The organism is Winogradskyella litoriviva (assembly GCF_013249065.1).
Lineage (GTDB): Bacteria > Bacteroidota > Bacteroidia > Flavobacteriales > Flavobacteriaceae > Winogradskyella > Winogradskyella litoriviva.
Genome location: NZ_JABRWQ010000006.1, coordinates 191,563 through 206,911 on the forward strand (window position 1 = coordinate 191,563; position 15,349 = coordinate 206,911).

Consider the following 15,349-nt stretch of genomic DNA (forward strand, 5'->3'; position numbering starts at 1 on the left):
TATATTTGCTTAATCGATTAAGCAAATATATAAAAACTTGGCGAATAAAAAAAGAACAACATTAAAAGACATTGCAAATGAGCTAAACATATCATCTGCTGCGGTTTCTAAGGCGATGCATAATGACTCCAGAATTAGTGACAAAACTAAAAATGAAGTTAAGCGAGTTGCTAAAAAACTAAATTATCAACCTAATCACTTAGCAAGTGCGTTAAGAAAAGGAAAAAGCAATTTAGTTGGTGTTATTGTACCTAGAACTAATAGTAATTTCTTTTCTTCTGTGATTGAACAAATGGAAGCTGTTCTTAATAAAGCTGGTTATAATATAATCATAACGCAGTCTAACGAATCCTTCGAAAAAGAATGTAAAAATATTGATACTTTGCTCTATACTCAAGTTGATGGTATAATTGCGTCTATGGCAAATGAAACTGTAGATTTATCACATTACGAAAAAATAAAATCTAATGGTATTCCTTTAATACTTTTTGATAGAGGTGAGAATGATCTTAACGTAGATTATGTTGGTATTAATGATTACAACAGCAGTCATATAATTGTTACCCATTTAGTTGAAAAAGGTTGTAAGCGTATTGCTCATATAGGTGGCTACAGACGAACTCGAATTTTTAACAATAGAATTAAAGGTTATATTGATGCTTTGAAAAAACATGATTTACCTATAGATGATAGTCTAATTATTGAAAGTTCATTAACTCTTGAAGATGGGAGAAGAGAAATGTTGAAATTTCTAAAATTAAAAAACAGACCAGATGCTGTCTATGTTGCGAGCGATTATGCTGCATTAGGTGCTCTACAAGTCTTAAATGAAAACAAAATTAATGTACCTAATGAAGTAAGACTTGTCGGTTTTGGAAACGAGCCTTTTACGTCTTTAGTAAGTCCTTCTATAACTAGTGTTGCTCAACATAGTAAGGAAATTGGGCGACTTACAGCAGAAAGGTTTCTTAGTCTTGCATCTCAGGACGATTTAAAACAAGATCTCAATAAATTAATCCTTGATGCAAAATTGATTGTTAGGGATTCTTCAAAATAAAAAGCGTTACTATACTACTATAATAACGCTTTTGAAATTCTTTTTTATTAAGTATTAGATACCTAAAGCTTGTCCGCCTCCAATTTGAATAGTTTCTGCAGTAATAAAAGCTGCATCTTCACTAGCCAAGAAAGAAATAACACCTGCAACATCTTGAGGTTGACCAAGTCTACCTAACATAATATTGTTAGCCCATGATGCAAAAACTTCTGGTTTCGTTGCTTTAATTTGAGCATGAAATGGTGTGTCAATAGTACCTGGTGATACTGCATTTACTCTTATTCCGTATTCAGCTAAATCCTTTGCTAATGCTCTTGTAATAGCATGAACTCCGGCTTTAGAAGTACCATAAATACCTGCACCTGGTCCTCCTGCTGTCCAACCTGCATTAGATGTATAATTTATTATTGAAGGATGCTCTCCTTTTTTTAGATAAGGTATAGCTGCTCTTGATGCAAAAAATACTGAGTCTAAGTTTAGCGCCATTACAAATCTATAAAAATCGGTAGTCATTTCCTCAAAACGAGATCTTCCACCTAATCCACCAGCATTGTTTACTAGTACATCGATTCTACCATACTTATCACCTATTTTTTTGATGTTAGAAGTAACCGCTTCATCACTTGTTACATCAAATCCATAATATTCTGCTGTAATACCTTCTTTAGTTAATTCTTCTACTCTTTCAGCACCTGCTTCATCTTCTATACCATTTAAAATTACGGTATACCCATCTTGTCCTAATCTTTTGGCTACTGCGAAACCAATTCCTCCTGTAGCACCAGTTACAACGGCTACTTTTCCTTTATTACTCATATTTGTTAGTGTTAATTAAATTTATTTTTATTTTTCTACTGATTCGATATTTCTAGCGAAATAATAAATTGCTCCTACTCCTAATGGTACTGCTACTGCTATGGCAACAAATATTGGAGTATAAGAGAATTTCTCTTGAATAATTGGAACTAAGAAGTTCATAAGTATTACTGAAAATACACCAACCATTCCTGCTAAACCAGCTAATGATCCCACAGATTTTCCACTAAATAAATCACTTGGTAATGTTTGTACATTTCCAATTGCAAATTGGAATCCAAATAGTACAAAGAATACAATTGCAACAAAACGCTCTGGAGTATTTCCTATCATTACTGTAGCAACTAATCCTAAGAACATAATTATACCACCAATTAAAATAGTAAGTTTTCTACCTTTATCAATTGAACCTGTTTTTGAAATAATTCTACCAGAAAACAAACCACCAACAACACTACCTAAAGCAGCTCCTACATAAGGTACCCAAGCAAACATACCTACTTCTTTTACGTTGAAACCGTAAACATCTGCTAAATAAAGCGGCATCCAACCTACAAATAACCACCAAATTGGTTCTAAGAAAAATCTACCAACTACAATTGCCCAAGATTCTTTATATGAAAGAATTTCTACTAAACTTTTCCCTTTAGTTTCTTCGGTTGCGTTTTGATCAGCTTCACTTTGTCCTTCAAGAATATATTTTTGTTCTTCAGTACTAATCCAAGGGTGTTTTTTTGGTCCTGCTTTGTTAATTAATAACCAAGGAATAATCCATAAAATACCAAAAGATCCAATTACCATAAAGGTAATTCTCCAACCATAAGCAACAAATAACGTTGCAATAAATGGAGGTGCAATTACAGATCCTATTGAAGCGCCTGCATTAAATAATCCTTGTGCAAAAGCTCGCTCTTTAATAGGAAACCATTCTGCATTACTTTTTACTGCTCCTGGCCAGTTACCTGCTTCAGAAATACCTAATGTACTTCTAAAAATGGTAAGTCCAACTAATCCACGTACTGTTGAATGTAAGAAAGAAGATAATCCCCAAACACCAATACTAATAACATATCCAATTCTTGTTCCAACCTTGTCAAATAATTTTCCTGAAAATAATTGACCTAGTGCATAAAACACCATGAAAATGTTTAAGATTAATCCATAATCACTTTTATCTAATCCTAAAGAATTAGAAATTGATCCTACTTCACCTTCACTTCCCCACATAATAGCTAGAGCACTTCTATCTATATAATTAATTACCGTAGCTAAAAATATTAGCCCGATTATTACCCACCTTAATCCTTTTACTTTCATATTTTATTTTTAATTATTTAAACATTATAACAATATTGATAAAGAGCTTTAAAGTGCTCTTTCATTTTTTGTTTAGCCAAACTAGGGTTTTGCTCTTTAATTGCGTTGTAAATTTCATAATGCTCTTTTATGCCAATATTAGCTAGACCTTTATCACAGACATGGTATTTTTCAAAGTTGGTAATGATTTCTGGCGTAATTGTAAGCATAAAAGTATTCATTGTACTATTACCACAAGCCTTTGCTATAGCTAAGTGAAATAACAAATCCTCTTGCACAGCATCTTTACCTTCTAAAACTTTCTTCTCATAAGCCTCTAAAGCACCTTTTATCTTTTCTAAATCCTCATCGGTTCTTCTTAGTGCTGCTAAACGAACTGTCTTTAGTTCTAACAAAATTCTAGTTTCAACTAAAGATTTAAAATCTGGCGTTCTAATACTTAGAATATCGTCTATCATTCCGTTCATTGCAATGACACCGATATTAGCAACAAAAGTTCCACTCTGTGGTATGGAATTTAATAAACCATAAAATTCTAATTTTTGAATGGCGTCTCTAACATTACTTCTAGTAACTCCAAACTTTTCAGATAATGTTCTTTCTGAAGGTAATTTATCTCCGGGCTCTAAATTTTTGTAATTTATTAAATCTCTAATTTTAGAAATGATAGTATTCTGAACCTCCAAACCTTCAGTATTTGATAACATTTCTAATTTCATATTTTTTGTTTTTATAATGGTTATTTAGTTCTCTATTAAAACGGTAAATAACCATTTTGTTATTATTAGTGCTTAAAGAATTCTACCTACACAACCAATCAACAGTAGAATTCAATAAGCGACTAACTCAAATATATTTTTTTAATGACTCACTTCTAATTCGTAAAATCTTAATTTGGCAAATGCGCCTTCATCTCTAGATTGAAAGTAATTACCAGCTTTAAAATAATTTTCAAATATTCCCCATTTCTTAATGTGGATACTTTCATAAGACTTATACTCAGTATCGTTTAAAATAATAAGCATCTTACCATCTGAAACTTGAACTTCTAATTTAAATTTTCTAAAACCTACTTCTTGTTCAAAATTAAATCCTTCGTCATTGTCCCACGCATCTTCATGTAAAATTTCGGTATCTGAAGCATTCAAGTTTTTAAGAACTTTAGATTTAATTCTTATTTTACCTTTATCCCAATAAATTTTTAAAATTGGAGGTGCATTATTATCATCTTCTCCTATTAAATCCCTTTGTTCATTTGTCAATCTACCATGAATTTGCATTATAATTACGCGATGGTAATCTCCATTAGCGTCCTTTGACACTTCATCCATGGCGATTTTTGCCTTCATATTTCCACCATCTTTAAATGTCCAGTTTACATTATTATCACCTGGCACCATTTGTTCTCTTAATTCTGAACGCGTATACTTAGTGTTTTTTGTTTTTGACTCAGTAGGCATAGCATGAAAAACAATAGCACCTTTAGTAGAATCTATGTACATGTAAGGTTTTGCGATGTCATTATTTGCAAAATCTAAAATTTCAGGTGGATCAATCTCATATGGTTTACCTTTTTCATTTGTAACTGGTAAAGTAACCTTCCAGTGACTTAAATCTATATCTGGTAGTTTTACTTTTTTATTCTTTTTCTTCTTTTTCTTTTTAGCTTTCTTTACTTCTTTTGAAGTATTAACATCTTGCGCTTGGCAATTAGTACTAATAGAAACCATTAGAAAAACAAACAAACAAATTTTAAGGTATCTTAACATGTTATAAGTTTTATTTTTAATCAAGAGCTTCAATTTCAAAAGAATCTATATAAGCTTCATCGAATTCATTATAAAAGAATATTGCTAGTGATGAATTAGCACCTGAATTAAATATCAACGTCCCAGTAGCTAAGGCTTCTACACCTGCCACATCTTCTGAAAACGTAATTGAACCAACTGTATTAGCCTCAATATCCGCTGGATCATTTGTTTCCGTTAACATTTTTACATGAAGAAGTCCGTTATCATCAGTATCATTTTTAAATCTATATTTAAATGACAAAGAATACGTTTTATTTGGTGTAAATTCAGAAATCATCTGATATCCTATTCTGTCACTTCCTGGATCTGGCAATTTAGCACCATTACTACCTTCATAATAGCCACTCGATCCTGTTATCTGAATAACACCTCCTAAACTAGAGTTTCTCCAAGGATCTCTACTATCGTTTCCATTATCAAAACCTGGCTCAAGAATTACTGGTATTAATGTTGGTGGTATTTCTGGTTCTACAACAACTACCTCTTCAGAATATGTACTTGACACGCCTAAATTATCTGTTGCTGTTAATGTAACTGTATATGTTCCTTCGTCTGGATATATATTAGCACCATCAATACCCGTTGAGCTATTACCATCTCCATATTCCCATAAATACATTGTTGCACTTACAGATTGATTTGAAAACGAATAAGTTAAATAATCATTTCCTTCAACTACCGAAAATGCAGCAGAAGGAGGTGTTAAATCTTCTTGAGAATTAGCTTCTGGCAAATCAAATGCTAATGCATCTATAGAAGGGTCACATGCTACAGTGATACTCAACGTTATTATCAGCAAAATGGCTAATAACTTTTGCGAAACAAAATTCACTAATCTATTAATATTTTTCATTTTTTTTTGTTTTAAAATTAAATTCTAATAACCTGGATTTTGTGTCATTAGTCCGTCACTTAAATTAACTTCATTTTGTGGCATAGGCAACAATAAATCTGTTGCTGTAAATCCAAAATTGTTAGCTGTTGAATACTGTGAAAGCACTGATTCTGCTCTACCTAATCTTATTAAATCAAATAATCTATGGTTTTCAAAAGCCAATTCTACTCGTCTTTCCATCAGTAAATCATCAACTGAAATTTCTGTAACTAAATCTGTTAAACCTGCTCTGTCTCTAACTTGTTGAAAAGATGATAATGCAGCGCCTGCACTTGTTTCATTAGCACCTCCCATTATTGCTTCTACGTGCATTAATAATACATCAGCATAACGTAACACAATCCAGTCATTTCCCGCCAATCTTGGATTTGCGCTAATTTCAAATACATGTGGATTTGATGTTCCTCCGTCATCTCCATCAGGGAAATACTTAGCACATTGATATCTAACAGAGGTTAAATGATTAGGATCTTGTCTAAAAGAATACTGGGCTCTTATCCCTCCAAATTCATTAATATCATCTACAAGATCGTAAGTTGCATAGTTTACACCACTTGATGGCCCTACAGAATTCATAAATTGAGAAGAAAAAGTTTGACTATCGTTTAAGCTATTAAAACCAATTGCAAAAATTATTTCTTCATTGAGTTCTGTATAAAACACATCATAAAAATCTACTAAACTAAATGATCCATCATTAATAATTTTTTCGCACATTATTTGTGCTTTGGTGTATTCTGGATTTTCTAACGTTAAATATACTTTAGCTAAAAGCCCTTGCGCAGCAGCTTTAGAAGCTCTTGTTTTATAAGTATTATCCAAATTTTCTTCAGCAGTTATTAAATCGCTAATAATTAAATCATAAATAATACTGGTATCAACTCTAGTAAATTGAGCATCACTTTCTAAAGGTGATAGTACATGATCTACTAAAGGTACGTCTCCAAATAATCTCACTAAATTAAAATAGGCGTAGGCTCTAATAAATTTTGCTTCTGCTTCTATCATAGAAGTATCATCACTTACATTACCTAAATTATCTAAAACAACATTAGTTCTATAGATAACTTCGTAATAGCTATCATAATAATTGGCTACCAAACCATTTATTGGAAGAACATTGAATGACTCAAATTGTCCTGCGTCAGAAAAATCATCTGGATCTGCTATTTTTGTAGCTGTATTACCACTTCTCATTTCGGTAATATAAAACTCATATTGGATACCATGATTCACATCCTTGTCGAAGTCACCAACACCTTGTATAGCATCATAAGCTCCAATTAATCCAGTCTCTAATTCTGCTAAAGTACTGTAATAATTATTTGAAGTTATTGCAGAACTTGGTTCAGGATCTAAAAAATCATTACAAGATGTCGCCAAAATTCCTAATAATATGACAGCTATATATGTTTTAAATTTCATAATATATTGTATTAATTGTAATTGTTCTTTTTTAAAAATCTAAGTCTAATCCTAATGATACTGTTCTATAAATTGGAGAACCTCCTCTTTGATAACCGTATTGAGTAGGACTTGTTTTATCCAATGCTTCTGGGTTCCAGCCTGTATAACCATCTGCTGTTTTATACATAAGATTCTGACCAGATGCATAAATTCTTAGTTTAGTGATTTTCAATTTACTTGTTAAATCTTGAGGGAAACTGTAACCTATATTTACATTTCTTAAAGCGATATATGATGCATCTTGAATAACACTGTTAGTTAAATATTTATCTACCAAGAATTCATTACCGTAACCCGCTTCAGCAGCTGCATCGTTTAAAGTTCTATTATTGTTATGACTAAATAAATAATGATCACCAATATTTCTAACTTCTGCACCATGTGACCCTTGGAACATTACAGAGAAATCTAAATTTCCTATTTTAAAATCATTACTAAAACTCCAAATTAATTCTGGATAAGGATTACCTAAAATAGTTTTATCATCTGCATCTAAAACTCCATCACCATTTAAATCTTTAACTTTTACCCAACCAAATTGAGCACCAACATGTCTGTAAGGTCTATCTCTATATTCAACAGGAACTTCTGATTCTACAACATAACCATAAAAAGAAGAAATTGGTTGCCCTTCTTGATTAATCCATTCTGCAGGTCTTGAAGGATCTATACTTGTAATTTGTCCATCAGAATCCGCAAAATCAACCAATGTATTTTCGTTTGTTGTTGCTATTAGAGTAGATTGCCATGAAAACTTTTCTTTGTTAATATTTCGAGTTCTAATTTCAAATTCAAAACCTTCATTTTTAACTTCTCCCAAATTAACTAAAGCACTATTAAAACCAGTGGTTGCCGAAACAGGATTGTTTAATAATAATTGATCACTAGTTCTTTGATACCAATCAATAGATCCTGTAATTTTATTGTTTAAAAATCCAAAATCAATTCCTGGGTTGATTTCAATTAATCTTTCCCATTTTAACTCTGGGTTTGCAAGATTTAATGGAGAATAACCTGTTGTTATTGTCCCATCAACAACATATGTTGTTAAATCTAGCAATGATAAATGAGGGTAATAATCTTGTAATACATTATCTGAACTTAAAACAGAGGTACTACCTTGAGCATCTGGATTAACACTTCCTGTATTTAATCTATCATTACCAGTTACACCATAACTCGCTCTTAATTTAAGTCTTGAAATAAAATCACTATCTTCTAAAAATTTCTCTCTATGAATATTCCAACCTAGAGAAGCTGCAGAGAAGTTACCATATTTAAAATCAGAACCAAAAATAGAACTACCATCTCTACGTACACTCAGTGATAATAAATACTTATCGTCGAAAGCGTAAGTTAATCTCGAAATATATGAAATACCTCTCTTTTGCCACTCAAAACCAAAAGTTTCATCGGCAATAATACTAGTAGCTCCAGATATTTGTTGAACAACATCATTTTCAAAACCTATACCTTTAATTGTTGAGAAAAAGTAATCTCTTGTTTCTATTGAATTTCCGAGTGTAACACCTATTTCATGTTTCCCGTAAACTTTATTAAAATTAAGGAAGTTATCAAAAATATAATATTGTTCTTTCTGATTTGTTTCAACCATATATGCTTCCGTAGAAATTCTACGAGCTAATGTCCCTAAATAGTCTGTTCTTTTAGTGTCTTGTAAAGATCCTGAAATTGTGGTAGTAAAATTTAATGCCTTTGATATTTTATATTTACCGTTAACACTACCAAATAGCTTAAATTTCTTATCCATTCTGCTCCTCTCAGTTACCCTTGCATAAGGATTTTGATTGGTACTATTACCTAAATTCTGTAATTCTTCATCAAAGATACCATCTCCATTAAAATCAAAAATAGTGAAATGATCTTGCCTTGCATAGTCTCCTACCTGTAATCCGAAATCAGGATTAACCATTTGTAAAGTATACTCATCATGATAAATTGGCAACCATGGCTGATGCCTTGCTACGTTATGAATAGATTCCGAAAATCTATCTCTTACAGTATATGAAGGCGTAAAATTAAACCCAACAGAAAACTTATCATTTATTTTATTGCTTACCTTTAATCTAGCACCATATTTTGAGTAATTATCACCTAACAACACTCCTTCATCATCTGAGTAATTTAAACTTGCAGTAAATTTTGTGCTTTTGTTACCTCCTCTAAAAGAGAGTGCATGGCTAGTAATAGTACCACCATCAAAGAAAACATCTTGCCAAGAACGATCCGTACCTGTTTGCAATTGAGCTTGTGTATAGATAGATATTTCTCCATTTGCTGCCATTTGCTGATCCGCCCATTCTTGAGTGGTATAGCCATAAGCGTCACTTTTTCTTGCTTCTTTAAAACCAGTATATGTATTATAACTAATTCTAGTTTCACCTTCCAAACCAGACTTCATCGTTATCATTATAATACCGTTAGACCCCTTTGAACCATATATTGAAGATGATGCTGCATCTTTTAGAATTTCAAAAGACTCTACGTCATTCATATTTAAAGATCCTAAAAAATCTGAATCTACAATAACACCATCCACAACAATTAACGGTGTAGAATCACCAGCCATTGAACCAACACCACGTATAGTAATTGTTGGAGCAGCTCCTGCCTCACCATCTGTAGCCTGAATGTTTACACCAGATACCTGACCAACTAAAGCATCATCTACTCTAGATACAGCAATTTGGCCTAAATCTTCATTGACAACTTTAGATATAGCACCTGTTGTATGACTTTTCTTTTGCGTCCCATAACCAATAACGACAACTTCTTCTAGCGTATTGGCATCCTCTATTAAATTGATGACTAAGTTTTGCTGGTTATCTATGATTACTGTTTGAGTAACATAGCCAACATAAGAAAATTGTAAAACATCTCCTTTTGTAACTTCTAATTTATAATTACCGTCAAAATCAGTTGACGTTCCTCTTGTTGTTTTTACAATGATAATATTTGCACCTGGAATAGGCATATTATCAACTGCGGAAGTTACCGTTCCGCTCAAAGTATAACTTTCTTGAGCAAAAACAACCACGCCAAATAATAAAGCGAGAATTGTGGTTAACTTAATTTTTAAATTCATTTTTAAATTTAGATTAGTTAAATATGATTGTAAGTTTAGTTTTGTTCCCAATATCTGGTTTACCAGATTGGTTTACCAAATATATGTTATTTTTTTGTTAATTCAAAGTTATTTGGAATGGTTTAAAAAAACCTTTTTCTAAACCAATTATTGGTGCTATCGATTTTTTTGATTTATTTAAAGAAAGTGATTGTTAAATCCTACAAACCCTTGAAATAATAACAAAAAAATTACCTTAAAATGAATAAATCCATATTAAGGTAATTTTTAATATTAATTCTATTGAATTAAATTATTATAAGCAATAATAATTAATAACCAGCATTTTGAGTGATTACACCACGAGTAGCTAATATTTCAGATACTGGAACTGGGAATACATAATAATTACTATTTATTGTTTCTCCCATTTCTGCACTAGCAGTACCAGTTCTTACTAAATCGAACCATCTATGACCTTCAAAGGCTAATTCAAGTCTTCTTTCATCTGCAATTGCTTGTCTTACATCAGCTTGAGAACTCACTGTACCAGTTAAGCTTGTTAAACCAGCTCTAGTTCTAATTGGGTCTAATAACGGTAATACCGTTGATGCTGGAGAACCATTTTCATTCAATGTTTCCGCATATAAAAGAATAACATCTGCCAAACGAATTTCTATCCAATCATGTTCAGTTCCTAAACCTCCATCTTTAGGGAACTTTATAGCTGTTAAACCATCATCTGCAAGAGTTACTGCTCTTCTTAAATCAGTTCCACCACCAGATGCATCACTTGCATCAAAAGCAGCAACTAAATCAGGATCGACAGGAAAATCTGCTTTAGAATCATCTCCTACGAACCAATTCCAGAAATCAGATCCAAAAGAATACTCATCAACTATAGAACCAGTAATTTGTGTAGAAAAAATAATTTCAGAATTTTCTATCTCATTTGCAGCTCCAAAAATTTCATTGTAATTTGTTTTAAGCATTATCCCTGCACCTGCTGCTCCGTTTACAACAGCTGCTAAATGCGGTTCTGCACTAGCAAAATCACCCATAGTAACATATACTTTACCTAACAAAGCCTGTGCAGCATACTTTGATGCTCTTCCATCTGAAATTGTTGTACTTAATACTGCCATTGCATCAGTTAAATCTGGTATAATAACATCACTATAAACATCTGCTGCAGGTCGTCTTACTAAAACAGAGGTATCTGTTAAACTTGGTTCAGCTGATAAATTAACTGAAACATCTCCTAAAACTTGAACCAACTTAAAATAAGATAATGCTCTTAAAAATTTAGCTTCACCAACTTCTGTCGCATCTGTAGAATTTTCTATTACATTGTTAGCACTTAAGATTGATTTATAAGCTGCTGTGTAAAAAGGACCAAAAAACTGATCTTCCATAGCAGTTAAACCGTTATCATATTCATCAAATTCAGTGTATGGAGCCTCATCCATCATTGCATTATCTGATCTAAATTCACCCATTATAGCCAAAGGCGTTACCGTACCAAGCTGATAATAGTATGCTGCATTCAATACCCCTTCAAAATCTGTTAAAGAATCTGAACTTGCAATATTTGGAGGTGATTGATCCAAATCTGTTGAACATGCTGTTATAAAAAACAACGACCCTAATAATATATATATTTTTTTCATTTTTTTTTATTTAAAAATTAACATTTAATCCTAGTGTAAAACTTCTTACAACTGGAGTTGCTCCTACTTGAGCACCATAAGTTGTTGGTCCAGCATAATCACTTCCGGAAGTCTTAACACCTTCTGGGTTGTAAGACGTATAATTATCTGCCATAATATACAATAAGTTAGAAGCTGCTACATAGGCTCTAACAGAGCTTAAACCAACTTTATCTACCCATTCTGGTTTCAATGTATAACCTAGAGTTATATTTCTTAAAGCTATAAAAGAAGCATCTTGAACCATAGCATCTGTTTGATATCTATTACCTGTGTAAAACTCTCCATTATGATCTGCTATTCCATCATCATTAGCGTCAAAACTAGAAACTAACCTACCGCTCCATTGTGATTCATAATACAAAGGATCTATATTATAAACCTCAGCACCATGAGATCCTTGAAACTGTAATGACATATCAAAATTCTTATAACTAAAATTATGAGACATACCCCAATAAAAATCTGGTGTATTTTGACCAATTTTAACTAAATCACCACCATCTTCTACTGATCTTGTATTATCAATTACGCCATCGCCATTTTGATCTACTACATAAGATTCACCTGTAGCATTATTTGGATGTCTTGTGCCGTCGGCTAAATATTCCATTTCTACATCACCAATAGTTTCTAATCCCCACATTTCACCGATTCCACCACCTACGTAGTTTCTAAAAACAGGTCCTCTACCACTTTGTCCGTAAATAGCTTGTGGTAATTCATCTAAACCGCCTAAGTCAGTAATTTCTGTTTCAACAGTAGAAAGGTTAGCATTAAAGCTCCAAGAAAAATCGTCATTATTAATTAATCTTGCATTTAACTCAAACTCCCATCCAGAACTTCTTACATCACCTGAGTTAAGTACAACCGAAGGATTTCCATATATTTCAGAAATACTTTGGTTAATTAGAATGTCTTCGATATCAGACGTATAATAATCTATACCAAATGTAAATCTATTATTTAAGAAGCCAAAATCAATACCGTAGTTAGTTTCTGTGTTTGTTTGCCATGTTAAATCTGGATTTGCAATATTCTCTGGAATTAAATAACCTGTTCCATAATATGTTGCAGAAGGATCTAATAAACTTAAAGCATCATAAGAACCTAAGAAAGAGGCAGTTCCTAAAGAACCTGTACTAAATCTCAATTTTAATCTACTTATTGTTTCGTTATCTGCTAAGAAATCTTCATTATGCATGTTCCAACCTAATGAAAGCGCTGGAAATGTTGCGTATCTTTCGTTAGCACCAAAACGAGAATCACCATCTCTTCTTAAAGATACAGAAGCTAAGTATTTATCATCATATGCATAGTTAACTCTTCCGAATACACTTTCTCTAGCTCTTGTTTCTTTACGTTCTGTAACTGTAATATCTGCAGGATCAAATAAGTTGTAATTAAGTATATCTTCATCTGGTACATTAACACCATCTAAACCTGTACCTACAAATTTTGTAGTTTGAAATTCAACACCAGCAACAGCCGAAATATCATGCTTACCTATTACTTTTGCGTAACTAAGGGTTGTTTCACTTAATACTGACCATACTTTTAAGTCTGTTTGATCCATGTATGTCTGAGACGTTCTTGCTCTAGAATCATATCCAAGTAATCTATGCTCGTAGTACTGAGTATCTTTTAAATCACCACCTAAAACGGTTTTAATATTTAACCCATCAATAATATTATATTGTAAATAAGAACTTACGTTACCAAAAAATGTTTTCTCCCAACGTTCTGTATTATCAAGCTTAGCAGCAGGACCTGCATCTCCAGACCCACCAATACCATTATTTGCTCTTCCGTAATGCCAATCTTGCGCTGCCATACCTGGCTCTAAAGTATAAATACTGTTAGCCTCATAAGTAGAACCTCTATATCCATCATCAAATGCTGCCAAACCTAAAGCTTGAGCCTGCGCATCTAATTGCTGAACAAACGCGATTGATTCTTCAGTATGATATATAGGGTGAACTCCATAAGACCTTAATAAATCTCTCATATCATGCCCTAAAATGTCTCTATCTGATGTAAATCCATTAAAACTAACACCTGTCTTAAACTTATCACCTAGTTTAGCATCCACGTTTAAACGTGCATTAAGTCTTTCAAAACCTTCAGTTATTATTATACCATCTGTGTTTTGGTAACCAACAGAAGCAAAGTAGTTGACATCATCAGTTCCTCCACTCATACTAAAATCATGACTTGTAGTACTTCCGTTTCTAAATAACCAATCTTCTGGGCTAATTGCACCAGGAGAATTCTCATAAGCACTTAATCTATATTCAAGAAAAGCTGGATCTTGTGTATCTACTGTACCTGCCCAGTTTCCTGCAGCAATCTGTTCTCTTGAATGTGCAGCCCATTCTGGACCTGACATCATTATATTATCACGATACTTACTAGAAAAACTTGTATAAGCATTATAACTAAAACTTGCTTTACCAGATTTTCCTTTCTTAGTTGTAATTAATACAACACCGTTCGCACCTCTAGAACCATAAATTGCAGCTGAAGCAGCATCCTTTAAAATTTCTAAACTTTCAATATCATTTGGGTTAACTGTTTCTAAACCTCCAGAGATAGGATAACCATCTACAACAATTAAAGGATTAGACGCACTTGAAATTGATGAAGCTGCTCTAATTTGAATTTTTGGAGCTGCACCTGGCGAACCGTTTTGATTTTGAATTAAAACACCTGATAATTTACCTGCTAATGCATCATCAACACGTGTTACTTGTACTGCTGCAACGTCTTCTCCACCTACTTTAGAAATTGCTCCAGTAAGGTGTGATTTTTTACGAGTACCATATCCTACTACAACAACTTCACTTAACGAGTTATCATCCTCTGCAAGTGAAACATTTAATGTAGTTTGACCATCGATAACAATTGTTTGAGTTACATATCCAATATAAGATATTTGAACAACTTCTCCTTTACTCACTTCTAATTGGAAATTACCATCAAAATCAGTAGAAGTACCTCTGGTTGTTTTGACAATAATAATATTAGCACCTGGAATAGGCATATTGTCAACTGCCGAAGTGACCGTACCTTTTACAGTATAAGCCTCTTGAGCAAACATCATCACACTAAAGAGTAGTGTAACAACTGTAATGAGTTTAATTTTTAAATTCATAATTCATTGTTTAGATTAGATTGTTTTGTTTTTATTAT

Annotated in this window: 10 protein-coding genes; 1 reads left to right on the forward strand and 9 read right to left on the reverse strand. The window is 32.6% G+C overall.

Features of this window, described 5'->3' with window-relative positions; genetic code table 11:
• Positions 1 to 37: 37 nt before the first annotated feature.
• Positions 38 to 1,057: a LacI family DNA-binding transcriptional regulator gene (locus HNV10_RS14220; protein WP_173302063.1), complete on the forward strand. Its 1,020-nt coding sequence runs from the start codon at positions 38 to 40 to the stop codon at positions 1,055 to 1,057.
• A gap of 54 nt (positions 1,058 to 1,111) precedes the next feature.
• On the opposite strand, the gene HNV10_RS14225 is transcribed toward HNV10_RS14220, so the two are convergent.
• From HNV10_RS14225 to HNV10_RS14265, 9 genes are all read right to left on the reverse strand, one after another.
• Positions 1,112 to 1,873 (reverse strand): SDR family NAD(P)-dependent oxidoreductase, encoded by a 762-nt coding sequence (locus HNV10_RS14225; protein ID WP_173302064.1) that lies wholly within the window; start codon positions 1,871 to 1,873, stop codon positions 1,112 to 1,114.
• Positions 1,874 to 1,900: 27 nt separating this feature from the next.
• Entirely contained in the window at positions 1,901 to 3,190 is a 1,290-nt protein-coding gene (locus HNV10_RS14230; protein ID WP_173302065.1) for an MFS transporter, read from the reverse strand.
• A 17-nt stretch (positions 3,191 to 3,207) separates the two neighbouring features.
• Positions 3,208 to 3,909, reverse strand: coding sequence for a FadR/GntR family transcriptional regulator (locus HNV10_RS14235; RefSeq protein WP_173302066.1), 702 nt, complete (start codon positions 3,907 to 3,909; stop codon positions 3,208 to 3,210).
• A gap of 141 nt (positions 3,910 to 4,050) precedes the next feature.
• On the reverse strand, positions 4,051 to 4,959 hold the full coding sequence (locus HNV10_RS14240) for a polysaccharide lyase family 7 protein (RefSeq protein WP_173302067.1): 909 nt from the start codon (positions 4,957 to 4,959) through the stop codon (positions 4,051 to 4,053).
• A gap of 16 nt (positions 4,960 to 4,975) precedes the next feature.
• Complete coding sequence (locus tag HNV10_RS14245; RefSeq protein WP_173302068.1) at positions 4,976 to 5,854, reverse strand: PKD domain-containing protein; 879 nt, start codon at positions 5,852 to 5,854, stop codon at positions 4,976 to 4,978.
• A 24-nt stretch (positions 5,855 to 5,878) separates the two neighbouring features.
• Complete coding sequence (locus tag HNV10_RS14250; protein WP_173302069.1) at positions 5,879 to 7,321, reverse strand: RagB/SusD family nutrient uptake outer membrane protein; 1,443 nt, start codon at positions 7,319 to 7,321, stop codon at positions 5,879 to 5,881.
• A gap of 31 nt (positions 7,322 to 7,352) precedes the next feature.
• Positions 7,353 to 10,469 (reverse strand): SusC/RagA family TonB-linked outer membrane protein, encoded by a 3,117-nt coding sequence (locus HNV10_RS14255; protein WP_173302070.1) that lies wholly within the window; start codon positions 10,467 to 10,469, stop codon positions 7,353 to 7,355.
• Between the two features lie 311 nt (positions 10,470 to 10,780).
• Positions 10,781 to 12,118, reverse strand: a complete 1,338-nt coding sequence (locus HNV10_RS14260) for a RagB/SusD family nutrient uptake outer membrane protein (protein WP_173302071.1) — start codon at positions 12,116 to 12,118, stop codon at positions 10,781 to 10,783.
• A gap of 10 nt (positions 12,119 to 12,128) precedes the next feature.
• Positions 12,129 to 15,311 (reverse strand): SusC/RagA family TonB-linked outer membrane protein, encoded by a 3,183-nt coding sequence (locus tag HNV10_RS14265; protein ID WP_173302072.1) that lies wholly within the window; start codon positions 15,309 to 15,311, stop codon positions 12,129 to 12,131.
• Positions 15,312 to 15,349: the final 38 nt, after the last annotated feature.

Bases quoted from the DNA above. Each gene is read 5' to 3' on its own strand.
- HNV10_RS14225 (WP_173302064.1), bottom strand. From the start codon at position 1,873: ATGAGTAATAAAGGAAAAGTAGCCGTTGTAACTGGTGCTACAGGAGGA.
- HNV10_RS14230 (WP_173302065.1), bottom strand. From the start codon at position 3,190: ATGAAAGTAAAAGGATTAAGGTGGGTAATAATCGGGCTAATATTTTTA.
- HNV10_RS14235 (WP_173302066.1), bottom strand. From the start codon at position 3,909: ATGAAATTAGAAATGTTATCAAATACTGAAGGTTTGGAGGTTCAGAAT.
- HNV10_RS14240 (WP_173302067.1), bottom strand. From the start codon at position 4,959: ATGTTAAGATACCTTAAAATTTGTTTGTTTGTTTTTCTAATGGTTTCT.
- HNV10_RS14245 (WP_173302068.1), bottom strand. From the start codon at position 5,854: ATGAAAAATATTAATAGATTAGTGAATTTTGTTTCGCAAAAGTTATTA.
- HNV10_RS14250 (WP_173302069.1), bottom strand. From the start codon at position 7,321: ATGAAATTTAAAACATATATAGCTGTCATATTATTAGGAATTTTGGCG.
- HNV10_RS14255 (WP_173302070.1), bottom strand. From the start codon at position 10,469: ATGAATTTAAAAATTAAGTTAACCACAATTCTCGCTTTATTATTTGGC.
- HNV10_RS14260 (WP_173302071.1), bottom strand. From the start codon at position 12,118: ATGAAAAAAATATATATATTATTAGGGTCGTTGTTTTTTATAACAGCA.
- HNV10_RS14265 (WP_173302072.1), bottom strand. From the start codon at position 15,311: ATGAATTTAAAAATTAAACTCATTACAGTTGTTACACTACTCTTTAGT.